The sequence below is a fragment of the Streptococcus sp. NSJ-72 genome (assembly GCF_014334035.1).
GTDB lineage: Bacteria > Bacillota > Bacilli > Lactobacillales > Streptococcaceae > Streptococcus > Streptococcus constellatus.
Genome location: NZ_CP060489.1, coordinates 296,633 through 317,800, shown reverse-complemented (window position 1 = coordinate 317,800; position 21,168 = coordinate 296,633). Strand labels below are relative to the sequence as shown.

General features: G+C 40.5%; 19 protein-coding genes. 2 read left to right on the top strand and 17 right to left on the bottom strand.

What is annotated here, in order from left to right; translation table 11 throughout:
• Positions 1–73: 73 nt before the first annotated feature.
• From comGG to H8787_RS01615, 14 genes are all read right to left on the bottom strand, one after another.
• The gene (gene comGG / locus H8787_RS01680; RefSeq protein WP_003070783.1) at positions 74–400 is read right to left on the bottom strand and encodes a competence type IV pilus minor pilin ComGG; all 327 of its coding nucleotides are present in this window, start codon (positions 398–400) and stop codon (positions 74–76) included.
• Positions 381–818 carry a competence type IV pilus minor pilin ComGF gene (comGF, locus tag H8787_RS01675; RefSeq protein ID WP_003035329.1) on the bottom strand — a complete coding sequence of 146 codons (438 nt, stop codon included), beginning with the start codon at positions 816–818 and terminating at the stop codon, positions 381–383. Before comGF ends, comGG begins: the two co-directional genes overlap by 20 nt.
• The gene (gene comGE, locus H8787_RS01670) at positions 802–1,095 is read right to left on the bottom strand and encodes a competence type IV pilus minor pilin ComGE (RefSeq protein WP_115263522.1); all 294 of its coding nucleotides are present in this window, start codon (positions 1,093–1,095) and stop codon (positions 802–804) included. The genes comGF and comGE overlap by 17 nt, the downstream gene beginning before the upstream one ends.
• Positions 1,067–1,495 (bottom strand): competence type IV pilus minor pilin ComGD, encoded by a 429-nt coding sequence (gene comGD, locus H8787_RS01665; RefSeq protein WP_181877616.1) that lies wholly within the window; start codon positions 1,493–1,495, stop codon positions 1,067–1,069. Before comGD ends, comGE begins: the two co-directional genes overlap by 29 nt.
• Positions 1,455–1,772, bottom strand: coding sequence for a competence type IV pilus major pilin ComGC (gene comGC / locus H8787_RS01660; protein ID WP_006269985.1), 318 nt, complete (start codon positions 1,770–1,772; stop codon positions 1,455–1,457). The genes comGD and comGC overlap by 41 nt, the downstream gene beginning before the upstream one ends.
• Positions 1,769–2,791, bottom strand: a complete 1,023-nt coding sequence (gene comGB / locus H8787_RS01655) for a competence type IV pilus assembly protein ComGB (protein WP_048800655.1) — start codon at positions 2,789–2,791, stop codon at positions 1,769–1,771. Before comGB ends, comGC begins: the two co-directional genes overlap by 4 nt.
• Positions 2,733–3,674 carry a competence type IV pilus ATPase ComGA gene (gene comGA, locus H8787_RS01650; RefSeq protein WP_037598168.1) on the bottom strand — a complete coding sequence of 314 codons (942 nt, stop codon included), beginning with the start codon at positions 3,672–3,674 and terminating at the stop codon, positions 2,733–2,735. The genes comGB and comGA overlap by 59 nt, the downstream gene beginning before the upstream one ends.
• A 69-nt stretch (positions 3,675–3,743) precedes the next feature.
• Positions 3,744–4,109, bottom strand: coding sequence for a DUF1033 family protein (locus H8787_RS01645; RefSeq protein ID WP_126441775.1), 366 nt, complete (start codon positions 4,107–4,109; stop codon positions 3,744–3,746).
• A gap of 187 nt (positions 4,110–4,296) precedes the next feature.
• Complete coding sequence (glnA, locus tag H8787_RS01640) at positions 4,297–5,643, bottom strand: type I glutamate--ammonia ligase (protein ID WP_006269977.1); 1,347 nt, start codon at positions 5,641–5,643, stop codon at positions 4,297–4,299.
• Between the two features lie 38 nt (positions 5,644–5,681).
• Entirely contained in the window at positions 5,682–6,041 is a 360-nt protein-coding gene (locus H8787_RS01635; protein WP_003070793.1) for a MerR family transcriptional regulator, read from the bottom strand.
• A 76-nt stretch (positions 6,042–6,117) separates the two neighbouring features.
• Positions 6,118–6,648 (bottom strand): FUSC family protein, encoded by a 531-nt coding sequence (locus H8787_RS01630; protein ID WP_187328094.1) that lies wholly within the window; start codon positions 6,646–6,648, stop codon positions 6,118–6,120.
• Positions 6,649–6,786: 138 nt separating this feature from the next.
• Entirely contained in the window at positions 6,787–7,071 is a 285-nt protein-coding gene (locus tag H8787_RS01625; RefSeq protein WP_048800650.1) for a 2'-5' RNA ligase family protein, read from the bottom strand.
• Positions 7,072–7,073: 2 nt separating this feature from the next.
• Positions 7,074–7,280: a hypothetical protein gene (locus H8787_RS01620; protein WP_006268044.1), complete on the bottom strand. Its 207-nt coding sequence runs from the start codon at positions 7,278–7,280 to the stop codon at positions 7,074–7,076.
• A 254-nt stretch (positions 7,281–7,534) separates the two neighbouring features.
• Positions 7,535–8,731 (bottom strand): phosphoglycerate kinase, encoded by a 1,197-nt coding sequence (locus H8787_RS01615; protein ID WP_003070796.1) that lies wholly within the window; start codon positions 8,729–8,731, stop codon positions 7,535–7,537.
• A 142-nt stretch (positions 8,732–8,873) separates the two neighbouring features.
• On the opposite strand from H8787_RS01615, the gene H8787_RS10010 reads away from it, so the two are divergent.
• Complete coding sequence (locus H8787_RS10010) at positions 8,874–9,320, top strand: hypothetical protein (protein ID WP_262350648.1); 447 nt, start codon at positions 8,874–8,876, stop codon at positions 9,318–9,320.
• A gap of 422 nt (positions 9,321–9,742) precedes the next feature.
• On the opposite strand, the gene rpoC is transcribed toward H8787_RS10010, so the two are convergent.
• From rpoC to pbp1b, 3 genes are all read right to left on the bottom strand, one after another.
• Complete coding sequence (rpoC, locus tag H8787_RS01605; RefSeq protein WP_187328093.1) at positions 9,743–13,381, bottom strand: DNA-directed RNA polymerase subunit beta'; 3,639 nt, start codon at positions 13,379–13,381, stop codon at positions 9,743–9,745.
• A gap of 38 nt (positions 13,382–13,419) precedes the next feature.
• Positions 13,420–16,986: a DNA-directed RNA polymerase subunit beta gene (gene rpoB / locus H8787_RS01600; RefSeq protein WP_006268060.1), complete on the bottom strand. Its 3,567-nt coding sequence runs from the start codon at positions 16,984–16,986 to the stop codon at positions 13,420–13,422.
• 288 nt (positions 16,987–17,274) lie between these two features.
• Positions 17,275–19,614: a penicillin-binding protein PBP1B gene (gene pbp1b / locus H8787_RS01595; protein ID WP_187328092.1), complete on the bottom strand. Its 2,340-nt coding sequence runs from the start codon at positions 19,612–19,614 to the stop codon at positions 17,275–17,277.
• 181 nt (positions 19,615–19,795) lie between these two features.
• Between pbp1b and tyrS the strand changes: the two genes are divergently transcribed.
• Positions 19,796–21,052 (top strand): tyrosine--tRNA ligase, encoded by a 1,257-nt coding sequence (tyrS, locus tag H8787_RS01590; protein ID WP_049481474.1) that lies wholly within the window; start codon positions 19,796–19,798, stop codon positions 21,050–21,052.
• Positions 21,053–21,168 lie beyond the last annotated feature (116 nt).

The following is a 21,168-nucleotide window of genomic DNA, read 5'->3' as shown; positions in this document are numbered from 1 at the left end:
CTCCCTATCATACCAAAATTTATCTCTTTTTGCGAGCGAGTCCTCAGTTGCTCACATCTAGTTCTATTCTCACTTATTCGTCTAAATTGTCATTGGTTTGATTGGAATGCATAAGTGGGAAGCGAAATTGATAACGGCGACCAGTGTTCATTGTTACTGTCAGGATGAACTCTTTCTCATCTTTCTGATCTTGCACATACCCCTGTTCAAAATTCCTTTGTTTAGGATTTTCATTTGCTACAGCTGCCATTGCATAAGCCTGTATTCGCTCTCGGTTTAGGGTGAAATTCCTGTGATTTGCAGTTTGCCGATGAAGGTAAAATTGCAAAAGTAAGCTAAAGACGGCTGTTATAAAAAGGGCATAGAGCATAATACCTGCTTTAACTCTTTGTTTCCACACGATAGACGAACTCCCTTTCCAATCCTCGCTTAAATGTCATTCTGATATGAATCAGCTCATTTTTCTGTGAGATTTCTGCTTTTTTCACATTATAAATCATAGGCTGATAGCCTTTCCCATTTGCATTGGTTTTTCTGAAATCTTGTCCACTTGACTTTCCAAATGCAATCGTCTTACCGTCCTGCTTCATGTATAAACGATTATTCTCCACTTTTTCAAATGAAGAACGAATCAATTCCGCTTCTAATTGATGGGCAAACAAAAGCCATTCTCGTTGTTCACTGTGTTGTCGAGCTCGGACCTCCGAAGCCAGAAGACGCGTCATCGATTGAAATAATAGCACACTCCCGCTGATTACAAAGAGGGCAACCAGAGCCTCTAAAAGTGTAAAAGCTTTCACTTTATTTGCCTTGAACACCGACAATCAGCTCCTTCCCATGATAAATCTGGATGCCTTGTTGACTTTTTTCAACACGAACTTCAATACCGTTTATTGTTAAATGGCTTTGCTTTGTTTGTAATGCCATATTAGCCACTCTTAGAACTTCTTCTTTTTTCAGCAAATCATTTTCTGTCTGTCGAGACTGATGGAGCTGCCCCAATAACAAGGTCACAATAAACGCAAAAACAGCCAATGCCAATAAAGCTTCTAATAAAATCGTTCCTCTAACGCATTGTTTTCTTAAATTTTCCATTTCCTAGATATAATTGATACGTAATTGTTTGCTTATTTGTCTGAAAGATAACCTTTCCGAGCGATGAATTACCGCCTGCCTTGTCAAAATGAAGTGTCAGGTCTTCCGGAGCCTGAATCGAGCGAGGAACTGCCAAATAGCTGTAACCATTGGAAATCCTCTCGCGAGAAAAATTCATGTCCAACTGACTTTGAGCTGCACTACTCAACTTCTGACTTTCCCGATAAAAATGCTCAAACTCTAGAAAGAAAATTTGCTGTTCTACTTGCTCAAACGATGAACGTACTGAACCTGACACAGCAAGCAATAAGAGACTCGTCATAAATAAGGTCAGCAAACTTTCCAAAAGCGTAAAACCTTTAATCTGCAACTGTGCGAGCTTCTTTTGTATGTTTTGCATAATAAGCCTTGTATGATGCTGCTTGCTTGTCTGTAATAGTTCCTTCACTGACTAATTTTGAAAGCGTCGCTTTTTCATTAGTATGATTCACTTCAAAAAGCTCTGCCTGACTTTCGACAACCTTCACAACAGCTGCATTTCCTTTTTCCGTTACAGCTTCTTTTTGTTTGGTCAAATTCGGAACAAACAAAAGCATCAAAACACTGATGATTAGAAGCACCACTAACATTTCCACCAAAGTGAAAGCTTTTACCTTTATATTTTTAATTTTTTTCATAACTGAACCTCCATATTTTGATAAATTGGCAGCAACATGGCTGCATACAATAAAACAATAACCAGTGCCACAAAAACAAAGACAAGCGGCTGCACTAAGTTCATAGCTTGATTGATCCGACTAAAAAACTTCTCCCACGTTTTTTGAGCATAAACTTCTAATTCACACCCTAATTTGGATTTCACTTCACCGTATTCAATTATCAAACCCAATTCCTTTTTAAAAAACGGGTAGTGTTTAACCACTTGGGAAAATTCCTGACCATTTTGCAGCGCAACTTCTAAGTCTTTTCCAATTTCTTGAAACATAGCAGAGCGTTGCCCTTGCATCATCTGAAAAATCTGACTGAGTTCTAAACCTTGACCAATCATATTTCCCCATTCGCGCGCATAATAAGCTGTCAAATACGCTTGAATAAAAGTTCCACAAAAAGGAAGTCGAGCCAAGAAGCTAAACACTACTATTTTTGAGCTTTTTCTAAACCAATAAAAACCTATCGCTAACAAAACAAGGACTACTCCTAATGAACCCAGAAAAATTTGCGGCAACTGACTAATCAGCTGCGTTGCACTATTTTGGCGTTCTAACTGCGGAAGTAAATAATTGCGCAGCCCTAACATAATGAATACTAAAAAAATAAGTAAAATGAATGGATAAGTGGCTACCTCAATTAACTTTTTCTTGACTTTTGAGACATTTTCCAAGTATTCCTCAATCTTAGTCAGGCTGAGTGAGAGATTCCCATGTAGCTCTGCCAGTGAAAGCTGGGTGACAACACTATCTGAAAATCCTAAACTAGCCATAATTTCTGAAAAAGGTTTTCCTGTTGCTAAACCCTCTTTCATCTTTTCTACATAGGTTTTTTCTAGCAGGGCACTCCGCTTCAAAAAATCAATCATTTCTGCTAAATGAAAGCCACTAGAAAAAAGATTATTCAGCAACTCTACGACTTTTTTCTGCCTACCTATGGATAATTTTTTCCGTTTCTGCCTGCTCAAAAGTGATATGTCCTGCTGCATAAAGCTGATCAATCTGCTTATTCCAGTCACTTGGCTCATGCTCTTGATACCTTTCACTGACAAAATCCACTATTCCTCCTTTCGCAATTAACCGTTGGTAGCAAATTCCTTGCAAAACAATTTTCAGCTCTGCTTCTGTCACTCCCAACTCCAGCAACCGTTCATAGACACCTCGTACGCTTTTAGCATGAATAGTTGAAAAAACAGTCACTCCCGTTAAGCTAGCTCGAACAACTGCCCGTGCTGTCTCCGCATCACGAATCTCTCCGATAATCAATAAATCCGGTCGATGCCGAAGAGAAAGTTTTATCAAACTTTCATAAGTTAAACCAATCGCTTCGTTCAGCTGCAGCTGTAACATCCCTGCTTGTTTGATTTCAACCGGATCTTCAATTGACATGATTTGCTGATCGGCAAAACGCTCTTGAGCCAACTGGTGCATGAGAGTAGTTTTACCACTTCCTACCGGTCCTGAAAAAAGGTAAAGCCCTCGCTGTTTGAAACGTTCTTTCAACTCCGGAATTTGAGCAAACCAAAACTTCAGCTCTGCTTCTTCATCATGCAATAGACGAATCACCAGGCTTTCATATCCACGGTAATCCCCTACTGTTGACAACCGTAGCGACGTTTTCTTGTCACTATATTGATAATCACAAGAGCCCAGCTGACTGCGACGTTTTTCTCCCACATTCATCCCAGCAGTAAACTTGAAATGACTGATTACAGCAGCTAGCTCTTCAAATTCATAATTGCGTATAAAACGGCGTTCATCTCCAATTCGCATATACAACTCGTAAACATTTTCCTTCGGAACAAAATAAATGTCCTGTGCTCGTTCTTCCTTAGCTTGACAAATAATAGCCTGTGCAATGTTTTGAACCATATCTCCTCCTCACTTTATATTATTCGCAGAAGAAAATAAAAAAATGATGAAAAATCACCATTTTGTAAATTATTTAAACGTTAGAGAGCAAGCACGATGTTTCTCTTCACTATTTTGTTTATTATAGCCCGGTCTCCATTTCTCTTTAGGAATGACACCATCATTTTCCAATAAAGCGAGAGAATGGTATTGCTGGACAGAATCACTACATTCTTCACACCAGCGCAAATCTTCTGCATCCCAAAAAATGGACATTAAATCACTTCGACTTTTATAGAAAGGAAAAGCAGCTACCAACTTCAGCCATTGGCGCTTATAATACTTTAAAGCAGTATAATAGTCATCAAAATGTTGTATAGATACGATATTAGCTTCCCAGTCATCAAAAAACCACCAAGGCTCATCTTTGCCATACATTTCAATCACACAATACACCTGCTTCACCTCCCTTTGTTCTGTTTATTATATCGGAAATGCTAAATTTTTTAAACAGATATGCTCCATTATACAAGTTTTTCGCCATTTGCTCAAAAATGTAGAAAAAGTGGCATTATTTTGATTAGTACTTTTTCATTCATCAAATAAGAAAACGAGACTCTTCTTAAGCCTCATTTCCAATTTATTAATACAAATCAAGGTAGTTATCTACTTCCCATTGGGAAACGAAAGTGGCATAGCTTGCCCATTCGATGCGTTTTGCTTCCACAAAACTTGTATAGATATGACTACCCAAGGCAGCTTTTACAACTTCATCTTCTGTTAGTGCTTTCACCGCATTGTGGAGAGTAGATGGAAGATCCGTAATCCCTGCTTCTTTACGCTCTTCTGCTGTCATAACATAGATATTTTCTTCAATTGGAGCAGGTGCTTCAATTTTATTTTCAATCCCATGAAGTCCAACTTCAAGAAGAACCGCCATAGCGATATAAGGGTTAGCCATTGGGTCAACCGAACGCAATTCCAAACGAGTCCCCATACCGCGTGAAGCTGGCACACGAACAAGCGGAGAACGGTTACGTCCTGCCCAAGCAATATAAACCGGAGCTTCATAGCCTGGAACTAAGCGTTTGTAAGAATTTACAGTCGGGTTCATGATAGCTGTATAATTGTAAGCATGCTTAATTAGGCCACCAAGAAAATAGTAAGCTGTTTCTGATAATTGCATACCATTTGGATCTTCTGGATCAAAAAATGCATTTTGACCATCCTGATTAAAGAGCGACATGTTACAGTGCATACCTGAACCGGCAATACCAAATTTTGGTTTTGCCATGAACGTTGCATACAGACCATGCTTACGAGCAATTGTTTTAACAACCAGTTTAAACAACTGAATCTTATCACAGGCACGAAGTACTTCATCATATTTGAAGTCAATTTCATGCTGACCGATCGCTACTTCATGGTGACTGGCTTCTACTTCAAATCCCATCGTTGTGAGGACATTGACGATTTCACGACGAGTATTGTCAGCCAGATCAGTCGGAGCAAGGTCAAAATAGCCACCCTTATCATTCACTTCAAGAGTCGGATCGCCATTCTCATCGAGTTTAAATAGGAAAAATTCTGGCTCAGGACCTAAATTAAAGGATTTGAATCCTAATTCTTCCATGTGACGTAAAGCGCGTTTTAAATTTCCACGTGGATCCCCTTTAAAGGGAGTTCCTTCTGTTGTATAAACATCGCAAATTAGTCCTGCGACACTGCCATTTTCATCTCCCCAAGGGAAAACAGTCCATGTATCCAAGTCAGGATAAAGGTACATATCTGACTCATTGATACGCACAAAACCCTCGATAGAAGAACCATCGAACATCACTTTGTTGGACAAAACTTTATTCAGCTGTTCATCTGTCGCCGGAATTTCGACATTTTTCATCGTTCCCAAAACATCCGAAAACATCAAACGGATAAAGGTAACATTTTTTTCTTTCACTTCGCGACGAATGTCAGCTACTGTAATTGGCATGAGTATCTCCTTATGAAATTTTTAAAAATTGATGTTGGTCAATGCATACGACCAAATGGTGGAAGGGAAGAAGCAAAGCGCCCTTGTTGCAAAATATCGTTATGAAGGGCTCGACGAACGTCTTTCTCGCTCACTGGCTTTTTATATCTCGCTTCACGCTCAGCATATTTCCGTTTAATAGCAGCAATATTGTAACCTTCTGAAATGTAATCTTTAATCTCTAACAAGCGATCCATATCATTTAATGAATACATGCGGCGATTTCCTTCATTTCGATCAGGTTTAATCAATTCTTGATCTTCATAATAACGAATCTGACGTGCCGTCAAATCTGTTAATTTCATAACGCTACCAATGGGAAAAACAGCCATATTGCGACGAAATTCCTTTTCCTTCATTGCAAATTCCTTTCTCATGCTCTATTATAGTCCGAAAAATTTTTCCTGTCAAGAATGTATGTTAGGTTTCCTGACATCACTTCTTGTTTTTTAATATCAAAAATTTTCTCAATCGATTTATATCAGAATTGACTAACATGGCAATAAATACCCCCATAAAGGTTTCAAATACCCGTGCAAATACATACAAAATTGTCTCTCCTGTTGGAACTGATAGGGTAATAATCAGCATAGCAGAAACACCACCAATCACCCCTGCCTTATTGTTCATAGCAACATTTGTCATAATGGTTAACATGGTACAAATCGGAACGAGAAGCAAGGTTACCCAAAACTGATCATGAAAAAGCTGATTAATAAGAAAGAAGAACAAAGCATACAAACCGCCAATACTGTTTCCTAAGATACGAGATGTTCCAAAATGAACACTCTTATCAAAATCCTCTCGCAAACTAAAAACAGCTGTTAAAGCGCCAATCTGTAGCCCTTTCCAACCCAAAAATCCAAAAATTAAAAGGACAATAAAAACAGCGATTCCTGTTTTAAAAGTCCGCATTCCTAATTTAAATTTCGATTTATCAAATTTGTACTTTTTAAAATAACCCATTCATACATTTCCTTTTACCCTTATTCTAACATATTTTAGAGAAATTTTGAGGAAAAGAATGATGGTTTCCAAACAGGTCTATCAAAGCTTTCCTATACATTTTTTAGAGAAAGTTCACAAACATCTTCTACTTGACCATCACTTCCTATCTTTATCAGTTTTAATCCCGTCAGGATTCCCGAGACAGATGGATAATGAGCAAAACAGTGAAGGTAAAGCAGAGCCCATTTTTTCTTTTGGAACTCGGTTGGCTAATGTCACATGCGGAACCCAGTTTTCAAGAAGATAGGAGGAAGATTGGTCTACATAACTTGCAATCTTTTTATGTAACTCTGCATGAAATGCAGTTAATTCTGACGTTTTAACAGGATTGAGTGTAACAATGGAAGAACCTAGAAAGGACGAAATAGAGCTAAAGTTCAAACTTACAGCTGACTAATCTTCGCCATCTCTTCCGAGATTAGCTGGATATCAGCCAAATCTACTTTTTCAAGAGACGAAAAAGTCAAATGTGGTTCCCGATCGACTACTTCATAAGTGTAGTTTGATAGACTATTGACACTCAAACTGCGCCAAATAGAGCGGACTCGTTCTTGGCTATACCTATCTAGAGCTCCTATAATAGTATACATATCGTTTCTCTGTAAAAGAAAAAGTGGTTGAACCACCTTTCCTCTATTATTTTTTTGTTCTAGCCTTATTTTTCAGTCAATGCTGCAAGACCTGGGAGTACCTTTCCTTCAAGAAGTTCCATAGATGCACCACCACCGCGTCACAAATACTTTCACTAACACAAAAAGGTGAACAAGCCACCTTTTTGTTATCATTTCAGTTTTGCTCCTTTCTCTCCAAAATCAGGATTTTGGAGAGACTAACGGGCTAAAACTTATTTTTCAGTAAGAGCTGCAAGTCCTGGAAGAACTTTACCTTCCAACAATTCCATAGACGCGCCTCCGCCCGTACTAATCCATGAGAATTTATCTGCACGACCAAGGTTGATAGCTGCAGCAGCTGAGTCACCACCACCGATAATTGATTTAACGCCTGGTTGTTTAACGATAGCGTCCATTACACCGATTGTACCAGCTTGGAAATCAGGATTTTCAAAGACGCCCATAGGTCCGTTCCAAACAACTGTTTTAGCACCAGTTAATTCTTGGTCAAATTTAGCGATTGATTTAGGACCGATATCCAAACCAAGGAAGCCAGGGTCTACTGCTTCACCTTCAGTATTTTTCACTTCAGTGTAGTCAGCAAATGCGTTTGCTTCTTTAGAGTCAACTGGCAAAATGAGTTTCCCATTTGATTTTTCAAGAAGAGCTCTAGCAATATCGAGTTTGTCTTCTTCAACAAGTGAATTACCGATTTCGATGCCTTGTGCTTTGTAGAATGTGTAAGTCATCCCACCACCGATAAGAACTTTATCAGCTTTTTCAAGAAGATTTTCGATAACACCGATCTTATCAGAGACCTTTGAACCACCAAGAATGGCTACGAATGGACGAACTGGATTTTCAACAGCTTCTTTGATATAAGCAATTTCGTTTTCAAGAAGGAAACCAGCAACAGCTTTTTCAACGTTTGCTGAGATACCAACGTTAGATGCATGTGCACGGTGGGCTGTACCGAATGCGTCGTTTACGAAGATACCATCTCCAAGTGATGCCCAGTATTTACCAAGTTCTGGATCATTTTTAGATTCTTTTTTACCGTCAACATCTTCAAAACGAGTGTTTTCAACAAGAAGAACTTCGCCGTCTTTAAGAGCATTAATAGCTGTTTCAAGTTTTTCACCACGGGTAACACCGGGGAAGATAACTTCTTGACCAAGTTTTGCAGACAAATCTGCTGCTACTGGAGCAAGTGATTTTCCTTCCTTATCAGCTTCTTCTTTCACACGCCCAAGGTGAGAGAAGAGAACAGCACGTCCACCATGTTCGATGATATATTTAATTGTTGGCAAAGCCGCAGTAATACGGTTGTCATTAGTGATAACGCCATCTTTCAAAGGTACGTTAAAGTCAACACGAACGAGAACTTTCTTTCCCTTCAAATCAACGTCTTTAACAGTCAATTTAGCCATTTAATCAGACTCCTTATTATTTTTTGTACATGATAATTATATCACAAAAGCGATTAAAAAGGTAGCAAAATCAGACACTTTTCCTGTCTTATTGACAAAGCTCTATCAGCACACTACAATAAAGATAAAAAGGGCAAATCATATGAAACAAACATTATCTATCGTCCAAAAGAAAGTTGACCAAGATTTAAACATCATTGCCATCTTGACTATGCTTCCGCTTATCGGATATTTATTTTTCCAACAAGAAATAACTGATTTCACCCATCAGTCATCGTTTCCCATTTGGCTTCGCCTTCTCTTTCTCGCAATGTGTCAGTTTGGTGCAGCTGGTCTAGGGACTAGCGTCGTTCTGATTCGTCGCAAAGAAAGCTGGAAAGAATATGGATTGGTTACTAAACATTTTCTCCCGTCCTGCGTCCAAACTGCAATCACCTGTCTTCCTTTGCTGCTTTTCCTCATCATTACAGGACAAGTTCACACCTACCTCCCATTTCAATCAATCTCCTTAACGAAAGAAATTCTTGCTAGTTCTTTTCCGACAAACATCTTAGGTTACTTGCTCATTTCTCTTATCTGGGGATTCTGAGAAGGTTTTAATTATGTTGTAATTTCTAGGAAAATCAATCTTCGCTATCCACGTCAAAATAAGAAAATTGACCTTGGTGCCCTCATTTGTGCTTTGATTTGCCTCCTTGTTCATGGAATGATTGGCTTGGATGCGACTTCTCTATTTGAAGCAATCGCCGTATTCATTCTCATTTATGGCATGCTGGTCATTCAGAAACGGACTGGGAATGCATGGAGTTGTATTCTCATCTTTTGCTTCTTTTGGAATGCATTTTAATACTAGCCAAAAATCTAATTTTGACGGCCCCTTTTTACACTTGAATCAAAATTAAAATGCGATATATTCGCTATGCAAAGTTAGCTAAATTTGAAAATTACCAGAAAATTTTTCATAAAATTCCAAACCTAACAAAAAGAGTCGAAGATTTCGACTCTTTTTTATTATTTTGCTGGTGTGGTTTCTTCCACAGTTTCTGTTGCCGTTGTATCTTCGATAATTTCAACTTCATTGACAGCTTGCGGCTCAAGATTACGGTAGCGTGCCATACCTGTACCAGCTGGAATGATTTTACCAATGATAACATTTTCCTTTAGACCAAGCAGATGATCTTTCTTACCACGGATAGCCGCATCAGTCAGAACACGAGTGGTTTCTTGGAAAGAGGCAGCTGATAAGAAACTGTTGGTTTCCAGAGAGGCCTTGGTAATTCCCATAAGAACAGGACGAGCTGTTGCAGGTACACCGCCTGAGATAACTACATCTCGGTTAGCATCGGTAAAGTCTGTAATATCCATGAGTGTGCCCATAAGAAGATCAGTATCTCCCGGATCCATGATGCGCACCTTGCGAATCATTTGGCGAACCATTACTTCAATATGCTTGTCACCGATTTCTACCCCTTGACTGCGGTAAACTTTTTGCACTTCAGCTAGCAGGTAAGTCTCAACAGACAAGACATCACGAACAGCCAATAAATGTTTTGGTTGGATAGAACCTTCTGTTAATGCTGCTCCGCGAGAAACTTGGTCACCTATAGCCACTTTCATACGAGCTGTAAATGGTACAACGTATTCTCCTTCACCGGTTGCACCCTTGACAAAGACTTTCTTAGTCCGAGTAGATGCATCTTCTTCAATCGCAGTGACTTCACCTTTAACTTCTGTGATGACTGCTTCCCCTTTTGGATTACGGGCTTCAAAGATTTCTTGAACCCGAGGAAGCCCCTGAGTAATATCAGTATTAGAAGCAACACCACCCGTATGGAAAGTCCGCATAGTCAATTGTGTACCAGGTTCACCGATAGATTGGGCAGCAATGGTTCCAACTGCTTCCCCAACTTCAACAGCGTCGCCCGTTGCCAAGTTGATACCATAACAGCGACGGCAAACGCCATGACGCGTATTACATGTAAAGACAGAACGGATAGTAACTTCTTCGATACCAGCGTTGATAATTTCATGCGCTACATCTTCTGTAATCAATACATCTGGACCAACGATGACTTCACCTGTTTCAGGATGTTTAACCGATTTTTTCGTATAACGACCAATCAAGCGCTCTTCCAATGGTTCAATCATTTCTTTGCCGTCAGTAATAGAGCGAATCACAAGACCACGGTCAGTTCCACAATCGTCTTCACGAATGATAACATCTTGCGCCACATCAACCAAGCGACGAGTCAAATAACCTGAGTCGGCAGTCTTAAGGGCTGTATCAGTCATCCCCTTACGAGCACCGTGAGTAGAGAAGAACATTTCCAAAACAGACAGACCTTCACGGAAGTTAGACAAGATTGGCAACTCCATGATACGGCCATTAGGAGCAGCCATCAAACCACGCATACCGGCAAGTTGCGAGAAGTTAGAGATGTTACCACGGGCTCCAGAGTCCATCATCATAACGATTGGGTTCTTCGGATCTTGGTTAGCAACCAAGCGTTTTTCCAATTTTTCACGAGCAGCACGCCATTCTGCAGTAACCGCGTTATAGCGCTCATCGTCTGTAATCATCCCACGACGGAATTGTTTCGTGATTTGTTCAACACGTTTATGTGACTCTTCGATAATTTCTGCCTTATCTTCAACGACTGGAATATCGGCAATCCCTACTGTCAAACCAGCAAGCGTTGAATGATGATAGCCGAGATCTTTCAGACGGTCTAGAAAAGCAGACGTTTCAGTTGTACGGAAACGTTTGAAGATCTCAGCAATGATATTCCCGAGATTTTTCTTCTTAAATGGTACGTTTAATTCAAGTTTACTGATGGCTTCTTTGACATCTTGACCAGGTTCTAAGAAGTATTTAGCTGGCACACCTTCTGCTATGTTGGAGGCAATTGGTTCTTGCAAATACGGCAATTCATCTGGCATGATGTCATTGAAAAGAATCTTACCAACTGTTGTCAAAAGAATCTTGTGTTTTTGATCTTCCGTCCATGGTTTGTTCAAACTATCAGTCGCAATCCCAACACGTGTATGTAAATGCACATAACCATTCCGAAGAGCCATTACAGCTTCGTCACGGTCTTTAAAGACCATACCTTCACCTTCACGACCAGCTTCTTCCATTGTTAGGTAATAGTTCCCTAAGACCATATCTTGTGACGGTGTTACGACTGGCTTACCGTCTTTTGGATTGAGGATGTGCTCAGCAGCTAGCATAAGAATCCGTGCTTCTGCCTGAGCTTCTTCCGACAATGGTACGTGAATAGCCATTTGGTCTCCGTCAAAGTCGGCATTGTAGGCCTCACACACAAGCGGGTGCAAACGAAGAGCTTTCCCGTCAATTAAGACTGGCTCAAATGCTTGAATTCCTAATCTGTGAAGTGTCGGTGCGCGGTTAAGGAGTACCGGGTGTTCTTTAATGACATCCTCTAAGATATCCCAAATACGTTCATCACTGCGTTCCACCAAGCGTTTAGCAGCTTTCACGTTTTGCACAATATCACGCGCTACAATTTCACGCATAACAAATGGTTTGAAAAGCTCAATTGCCATTTCGCGCGGCACACCACATTGGTACATCTTGAGGGTTGGCCCTACCGCAATAACCGAACGTCCGGAGAAGTCAACCCGTTTACCCAGCAAGTTTTGACGGAAACGTCCTTGTTTCCCTTTAAGCATGTGGCTCAATGATTTGAGCGGGCGGCTACCTGGTCCAGTAATTGGACGACCACGACGACCGTTGTCAATCAACGCATCAACCGCTTCTTGCAACATCCGCTTTTCATTTTGCACGATGATTCCAGGAGCATTCAGCTCCAAAAGACGTGCCAAACGATTGTTCCGATTGATAACACGACGGTAAAGATCGTTCAAGTCAGAGGAAGCAAAGCGTCCACCGTCCAGCTGAAGCATTGGACGTAAGTCTGGCGGAATAACTGGCAAGATGTTTAAGACCATCCATTCTGGTTTGTTACCAGATTTTTGGAAAGCATCTAAAACATCTAAGCGGCGTATCGCTTTGACGCGCTTTTGCCCAGTTGCAGTTTTTAATTCTTCTTTGAGGGCTGCAATTTCTTTTTCCAAATCTACTTGTTTCAAGAGATCTTGGATAGCTTCAGCACCCATTTTTGCAACAAATGATCCTGAACCGTATTCCCGCAAACGTTCACGATATTCCCGCTCCGTCATAATAGATTTGTGCTCAAGTGGCGTATCTTTTGGATCAATTACCACATAAGCTGCAAAATAAATGACTTCTTCAAGAGCACGAGGACTCATATCCAATGTCAAGCCCATGCGACTCGGAATCCCTTTAAAATACCAAATATGAGAAACAGGAGCCTTTAACTCAATATGTCCCATACGCTCACGACGCACTTTTGTACGAGTGACTTCAACACCACAACGGTCACAAATGATTCCTTTATAACGAATCCGTTTATACTTTCCACACGCACATTCCCAATCTTTCGTAGGACCAAAGATGACTTCATCAAAAAGTCCTTCACGTTCTGGCTTTAGTGTACGGTAGTTAATTGTTTCAGGTTTCTTCACTTCCCCATAAGACCAAGAGCGGACTTTACTAGGTGAAGCTAGGGTGATTTGCATACTTTGAAAACGATTTACATCAACCACTATTTCTTACCTTTCTTTATTATCTATTGAATCAGTTCTTATTCTTTTCCTTCAGCTTCAAAAGCTGCTCTCGCTTCTTGAGCTGCCTTTTCACGCGCTTTTTCAAGGTCATCTACGTGAATCACATCGTCATCCATGCCTTCATCCAAGTCACGAAGTTCTACTTCATTGTCATCTTCATCTAGGACGCGCATATCAAGACCAAGTGACTGCAATTCTTTCACAAGAACACGGAAAGATTCTGGCACACCTGGTTTTGGAATTGGTTTACCTTTAGTAATAGCTTCATAAGCTCTCAAACGACCATTGATATCATCTGACTTGTAGGTCAAGATTTCTTGCAGGACGTTAGAAGCACCGTAAGCTTCCAAAGCCCAAACTTCCATTTCTCCAAAACGTTGTCCACCGAATTGCGCTTTACCACCAAGTGGTTGCTGTGTAACGGTTGAATAAGGACCAACTGAACGAGCATGAAGCTTATCATCGACCATGTGGTGCAATTTAATCATATACATGACACCGACAGATACACGGTTGTCAAACGGCTCGCCCGTACGACCATCATAAAGAATCGTCTTGGCATCGCTATCCATGCCTGCTTCACGAACAGTATCCCAAAGGTCATCTGAGCTTGCTCCGTCAAATACTGGCGTTGCTATGTGGATACCAAGGTTGCGAGCAGCCATACCAAGGTGAAGCTCCATAACCTGTCCGATATTCATACGTGATGGCACCCCAAGTGGGTTCAACATGATGTCTACTGGTGTTCCGTCTGGAAGATAAGGCATATCCTCAACTGGAACGATACGGGAAACAACCCCTTTATTTCCGTGGCGTCCGGCCATCTTATCCCCAACGCGGATCTTTCGTTTTTGAGCAATGTAAACACGCACCAACATGTTGACACCAGATTGCAATTCATCACCGTTCGCACGAGTAAAGATTTTCACATCACGGACAACCCCAGCACCACCATGTGGTACACGAAGAGATGTGTCACGTACTTCACGAGATTTATCACCGAAAATTGCATGAAGCAGGCGTTCTTCAGCGGATAAGTCTTTTTCACCTTTCGGCGTTACTTTACCGACAAGAATGTCGCCCTCTTTCACCTCAGCACCAATGCGGATAATTCCCATTTCGTCAAGGTCTCTTAGCGCATCTTCCCCAACGTTTGGAATTTCGCGCGTAATTTCTTCAGGACCAAGCTTTGTATCACGTGTTTCTGATTCAAATTCTTCCAAGTGAACAGAGGTATAAACGTCATCTTTTACTAGACGTTCACTCATGATAACGGCATCTTCAAAATTGTAACCTTCCCATGTCATATAAGCAACGATTGGATTTTGTCCAAGCGCCATTTCACCTTTTTCCATAGAAGGTCCGTCTGCAATAAAGTCGCCTTTTTCAACCGTATCGCCAACTTTCACCAGCGTACGTTGGTTGTAAGAAGTACCAGAGTTTGAACGGCGGAATTTCGTAATATGATAGACATCAAGCGAACCGTCTTCACGACGAACTTCAACTTTGGCAGCATCAGAATATACAACTTTACCGTCGTGTTGTGCAATAATCGCCGCACCAGAATCGTGAGCTGCTTGGTATTCCATTCCAGTTCCAACGTATGGTGCATGCGGATCAATCAACGGTACTGCTTGACGTTGCATATTGGCACCCATGAGGGCACGGTTTGAGTCGTCATTTTCAAGGAAAGGGATACATGCTGTCGCAACGGCAACTACCTGTTTAGGCGACACATCCATGAAATCCACCTGATCTGAAGGAAATTCTTGGTTATTCCCTTGGTGACGTCCCATAACAATCGCTTCTGCAAAACGCCCGTCTTCTGTTAATTTAGAATTTGCTTGAGCAACGATGTATTCATCTTCTTCATCCGCTGTTAACCAGACGATTTCATTGGTGACCAGACCTGTTTCACGATCCACTTTACGGTAAGGCGTTTGGATAAAGCCATATTTATTCAAATGCCCATAAGAGGACAAGTTATTGATCAAACCAATATTTGGTCCTTCAGGTGTTTCAATCGGACACATACGACCATAGTGGGTATAGTGCACGTCACGCACTTCGTATCCTGCACGGTCACGTGTTAAACCACCAGGTCCTAAGGCAGATAAACGACGCTTGTGAGACAACTCAGACAGTGGATTGTGTTGATCCATAAATTGAGACAATTGAGAGGAACCAAAGAATTCTTTGATAGCTGCTGTAACTGGGCGTATGTTAATGATTTGTTGCGGAGTCAGTACTTCGTTATCTTGCACGCTCATGCGTTCACGCACATTGCGCTCCATGCGAGACAATCCAAGACGCACTTGGTTAGCAAGCAATTCACCTACCGCACGAATCCGACGATTTCCCAAATGGTCAATATCATCCACACGACCGATGCCTTCTGCTAAGTTAAGGAAGTAGCTCATCTCAGCCAAGATATCCGCTGGTGTAATCGTATGAACCCGATCACCTGGATTAGCGTTCCCAATAATAGTTACCACGCGATCTGGATCAGTTGGTGCCACGACTTTGAATTTTTGAAGAACGACTGGATCTGTCAATACAGCTGCATCATTTGGAATATAAGTGATTTTATTCAAATCTCCATCCAAATAGTCTGCAATACTATCAATGACACTACGCGTCATAACTGTTCCGGCTTCTACTAAGATTTCTCCTGTTTCTGGGTCAACCAAAGGTTCTGCAATCGTTTGATTTAACAAACGTGTTTTGATATTTAATTTTTTATTAATCTTGTAACGACCAACTGCCGCCAAGTCATAACGATGTGGATCAAAGAAACGAGCAACCAACAGACTACGTGAGCTATCCGCTGTCTTAGGCTCACCTGGACGAAGGCGTTCATAGATTTCTTTCAGCGCTTCATCTGTACGTGAATCCATCGGATTTTTGTGGATATCTTTTTCAATCGTGTTGCGAACGAGATCGCTATCACCGAAAATATCAAAGATTTCATCATCACCAGAGAAACCAAGTGCACGAACAAGCGTTGTAAATGGAATCTTACGAGTGCGGTCAATCCGAGTGTAGGCAATATCTTTTGAGTCCGTTTCCAACTCTAACCAAGCTCCACGGTTTGGAATGACGGTTGAACCATACCCAACCTTCCCATTTTTGTCTACTTTATCATTGAAGTAAACACCTGGAGAACGAACGAGCTGTGATACGATAATCCGCTCACCACCGTTGATGATAAACGTTCCCATTTCTGTCATGATTGGAAAATCGCCAAAGAAGACCTCTTGCGTCTTGATTTCGCCGGTTTCTTTATTGATTAAACGGAACGTCACAAAAATAGGCGCAGAATAGCTGGCATCGTGAATCCGTGCTTCTTCTAAAGTGTATTTGGATTCTTTGATTTCATAACCAACAAACTCCAAATCCATAGTGTCTGTAAAGTTTGAAATAGGAAGTACATCTTCAAATACTTCTTTCAAACCATGGTCAAGAAAATCTTTGAACGAATCCGTCTGGATTTCAATCAAATTTGGTAAATCAAGAACTTCCTTGATTCTTGAAAAACTACGACGAGTACGGTGTTTCCCGTATTGAACTTCATGTCCTGCCAAGTTTTTTACTCCTTCTTCTTTCTACATTCTCTATTACATGATAGAGTAGCAATTTCATTTGTCCTTTCTGATAAATTTTCAGAATCTTTAAGTTTTGATAACAAACGATGAAAATCCCAAAAATAGGCACAAAAAGAGCAGCTAAATCTGACTCTAAAAGTATGATTTAACTGCTGTGAGCTTTATATGGACAATATTTCAAATAAAGCAGACGACAAATTATTAATAATATTATACCCTATTTTACTCTGCTTTTCAAGTTTCTTTACTTATGAAAGTGTTTTTATTTTAACGTCCACCTAAAAGTGCTGCCCAAGCTTTTTGATAATCACTATCTGTCCCACCGATTCCAAATTTATAGGTGGTCATCGGAGCGCCATTTTTCGCCCAGTAACTAGTAACCGTCTGACCAGTCAGGCTCATGCTACGACCGTTGACTGTGACTGTTCCAGCTCGTTCACCTGTTGCTTTGAGAACATTGGACTTAATCACGCTTGAATCCAAATTGAACTTATCACCAACTCCCCAAATATTTGGATCAGCTTGATGAATTGCATTCACCAAGTGAGCCATATACTGAGCATTGTTATTGTAACCCGTCAAAGGTGCCATTGAAGCATTATTGTCATGACCGATCCAACCACCCAACGTTAATTTTGGAGTGGATACCATAAGCCACATATCTCCATTGCTGTTGGTTGTCCCCGTTTTTCCTATCCAATCAGCATTAGCCAAGCCACTATTAATCTGTGCTAAACGAGATTTGAAAGTCGTCGTAGCACCTGAACTCAACACTCCACGCATAAGGCTTTGCATAATCGTTGCTGCGGCCTTGGAATAAACTTGAACAGGTTTAGCTTTATGTTCATATACAACTTTCCCATTCTTTGCCGTAATTTTTTCAATCATATAGCGCTCTTGATAAGCCCCATTATTGGCTAAAGTTTGAAAACCATTGGTATGCTGAGCAACAGATACTTCAACCCCACCGCCCATTGGCAAACTTTCAATATCGTAATTTTCAATTTGATAGCCCATTTTTTCCATATAACCTCGAACATTGACCCCTTTGTCACGAAGCAATTTATAGGTCCAATAAGCTGGAATGTTCCAAGAAGTATTTAAAGCCTCCTGCAAATCCATCATAGCCGTACCACGGCTATCTACGTGCATAATGGGCTCGCCGCTAGAGAAATTCGCCGGATAATTAGACAGCATACTGGCACTGCCCATCAGGCCTTGGTCAATGGCTATGCCATAAGCTAAAATCGGTTTAATGGTTGAGCCTGGTGAGCGCTCCGTATCAAAAGCGTGGTTGTTTTGGTTGGAAGCATAGTCACGTCCTCCTATAAAGCCCAAAACAGCACCCGTCCGATTGTCCATGAGAACATTTCCCGCTTCAACTGCACCTGTTCCATCATCTAACACACCACCAAAATTAGCAATCGCATTTTGCATAGCGTTGTGGATATTTTTGTTAATCGTTGTGGTAACAGTATAGCCACCCTCACTCAACTCTTTTGCAGCTAATCCTTTATAGGCTTTCACAGTTGCATCATTTTTCAATTCCTGTTGTGAAACATTGTCTCGCCTAATCAAGTATTCATACATTGCTTTTTGAGCTTCTTTCATCGCAACGTAATATAAATAATCATGCGAATTTTTTGAAGAGCGTTCGGCAGGCAGAAAATCCCGTTTCAAATCATAATCTTTATACAATTGGTACTCATCTTTATTAATCGCACCTGTTCGATACATATTGTAAATGACTTTTTTAGCACGGTTGAGTCCTAATGTCATGTCTTTAGCACTTTTCAGACTACCATCAGCTGCATAAGGAGAATAAACAATCGGGCTTTGTGGCAACCCCGCAATAAAAGCTGCTTGAGGTACTGTCAACTTGCTAGCAGGTACTCCAAAAATTCCTTGGGCTGCTTCTTCTACACCGGCAATATTTTGCCCTTTATTATTTCTTCCAAACGGGGCCACATTCAAATAAGTCGTTAAAATATCATCTTTGCTCATACAGCGTTCTAAAGCCAGTGCATCAATGATTTCTGTCGCTTTACGCTTGAAAGTTGGTGCATCACCAACAACTTGTTGTTTGATTAACTGCTGCGTTAAGGTAGAACCACCACTTGAGGAGCCAATCCCTGCAACAGAGCCTAGTGTTGCCCGCAAAACAGCTTTCGTAACAACCCCATGATGCTTGTGGAAATTTTCGTCTTCCGTAGCAATGACTGCTTTTTTTACATTAGCAGAAATAGATTTGCTAGCTACTGATATTCTTAGTAAATCACTATCAATTGCTGAAATTGAACTACCATCAGCATATTTTAATTCAGAAATAGCCGAGATGTCTTGGATTTTTTTGATGAGCTCTTCTTTTTTAGGAGTTTCAACCTTATCGAAGATTCTTGCACCATAACCCAATGCAATACCTCCACCAAACAAGCACCCTAAAAAAACAAGCACAAAAAAGACATTTGATAATAATTTCAGAGTACGAAGGACAGTTCCACCAATACTCAAAATTGTCCAGTTTTCCTTTTTATTTTTGCTAGGACGATCTGTTTGAAAAAGTTTCTCAAACAATTGTTGTATTTTTTCTAAAACTTGTTTAAACATTCTTTCTCCTTGGGCTTTCTGTGCCTATTATAGCAAATTTATGAAACTTCTGACAACAAGAAAGGCAAGCCTTAGCTGAAATCATTGTTTTTTTCATTATTTTTGCGATTTTACTATATTCTAGTGCTTGTTTGTGATACAATGTTACAATAACTAGAAATTTTATAAAGGAGAGACAGATATGCACATTTTTGATGAGCTAAAAGAACGTGGTTTGGTTTTTCAAACAACTGACGAAGAAGCATTGCGCAAAGCCCTAGCAGAAGGAAATGTCAGCTTTTATTCTGGTTATGACCCAACTGCTGATAGCTTACATCTTGGTCACCTTGTACCAATCCTTGTCATGAAACATTTACAGTTGGCTGGTCACAAACCCTATGCTCTCGTTGGCGGTGCAACTGGCTTAATTGGCGATCCATCATTTAAAGATACAGAACGGAGCTTACAAACAAAAGACACAGTTGAAGGCTGGGTACGGAGCATTCAAGCTCAAGTATCGCGTTTTCTTGACTTTGAAAATGGCGACAACAAGGCTGAAATGGTCAACAACTATGACTGGTTCTCCGACATTAGCTTTATTGACTTTCTACGTGATGTTGGAAAATATTTCACTGTCAACTACATGATGAGTAAAGAATCCGTAAAAAAACGGATTGAAACAGGCATTTCGTATACCGAGTTTGCTTACCAGATTATGCAAGGCTATGACTTTTTTGAGTTAAATCGACAATACGATGTCACTTTACAAATCGGTGGTTCAGATCAATGGGGCAATATGACTGCTGGTACAGAATTACTTCGCCGCAAAGCAGATAAAACAGGCCATGTTATTACAGTGCCTCTTATCACAGACGCCACTGGTAAGAAATTTGGTAAGTCAGAAGGCAATGCTGTATGGCTCAATGCCGATAAAACCAGTCCTTACGAAATGTATCAATTCTGGATGAATGTCATGGATGCAGATGCCGTGCGTTTCCTAAAAATCTTTACACTTCTTCCACTTGATGAAATCGAAGAAATCAGAAAACAATTTGAAGCAGCTCCCCACGAACGGTTGGCACAAAAAATCTTAGCACGAGAAGTGGTCACGCTTGTACATGGCGAAGAAGCCTACAAAGAAGCGCTCAACATCACCGAGCAGCTTTTTGCTGGAAATATTAAAAATCTTTCTGTCAAAGAACTGAAACAAGGACTTCGCGGGGTGCCAAATTATCAAGTGAAAGTAGATGACAATCTCAATATCGTAGAAATGTTGGTAACAGCTGGCATTGTCAATTCTAAACGCCAAGCGCGTGAAGATGTTCAAAATGGCGCTATTTATGTCAATGGCGAACGTATTCAAGACCTTAACTATACATTAACGAATGCTGACAAATTAGAAAACGAACTGACCGTTATTCGGCGTGGGAAGAAAAAATATTTTGTTTTGACTTACTAATCAAAAATGAAAAGGCTGGGTTTAACCCCGGCTTTTTCTTTATTTTAATTAGCATAATGCATTGACCTAGTTGTACCTTGAAAAATAAAAAACACAAATCCCGTCTTAATAAAGAA

What these genes read in the sequence shown, in the direction of transcription:
- H8787_RS01635 (WP_003070793.1), bottom strand. Translation starts at nt 6,041, where the DNA reads ATGAAGGAAAAGGAATTTCGTCGCAATATGGCTGTTTTTCCCATTGGT.
- comGE (WP_115263522.1), bottom strand. Translation starts at nt 1,095, where the DNA reads ATGGAAAATTTAAGAAAACAATGCGTTAGAGGAACGATTTTATTAGAA.
- glnA (WP_006269977.1), bottom strand. Translation starts at nt 5,643, where the DNA reads ATGCCAATTACAGTAGCTGACATTCGTCGCGAAGTGAAAGAAAAAAAT.
- tyrS (WP_049481474.1), top strand. Translation starts at nt 19,796, where the DNA reads ATGCACATTTTTGATGAGCTAAAAGAACGTGGTTTGGTTTTTCAAACA.
- H8787_RS01630 (WP_187328094.1), bottom strand. Translation starts at nt 6,648, where the DNA reads ATGGGTTATTTTAAAAAGTACAAATTTGATAAATCGAAATTTAAATTA.
- comGB (WP_048800655.1), bottom strand. Translation starts at nt 2,791, where the DNA reads ATGCAGCAGGACATATCACTTTTGAGCAGGCAGAAACGGAAAAAATTA.
- H8787_RS01620 (WP_006268044.1), bottom strand. Translation starts at nt 7,280, where the DNA reads ATGTATACTATTATAGGAGCTCTAGATAGGTATAGCCAAGAACGAGTC.
- comGD (WP_181877616.1), bottom strand. Translation starts at nt 1,495, where the DNA reads ATGCAAAACATACAAAAGAAGCTCGCACAGTTGCAGATTAAAGGTTTT.
- H8787_RS01615 (WP_003070796.1), bottom strand. Translation starts at nt 8,731, where the DNA reads ATGGCTAAATTGACTGTTAAAGACGTTGATTTGAAGGGAAAGAAAGTT.
- comGA (WP_037598168.1), bottom strand. Translation starts at nt 3,674, where the DNA reads ATGGTTCAAAACATTGCACAGGCTATTATTTGTCAAGCTAAGGAAGAA.
- comGC (WP_006269985.1), bottom strand. Translation starts at nt 1,772, where the DNA reads ATGAAAAAAATTAAAAATATAAAGGTAAAAGCTTTCACTTTGGTGGAA.
- H8787_RS10010 (WP_262350648.1), top strand. Translation starts at nt 8,874, where the DNA reads ATGAAACAAACATTATCTATCGTCCAAAAGAAAGTTGACCAAGATTTA.
- pbp1b (WP_187328092.1), bottom strand. Translation starts at nt 19,614, where the DNA reads ATGTTTAAACAAGTTTTAGAAAAAATACAACAATTGTTTGAGAAACTT.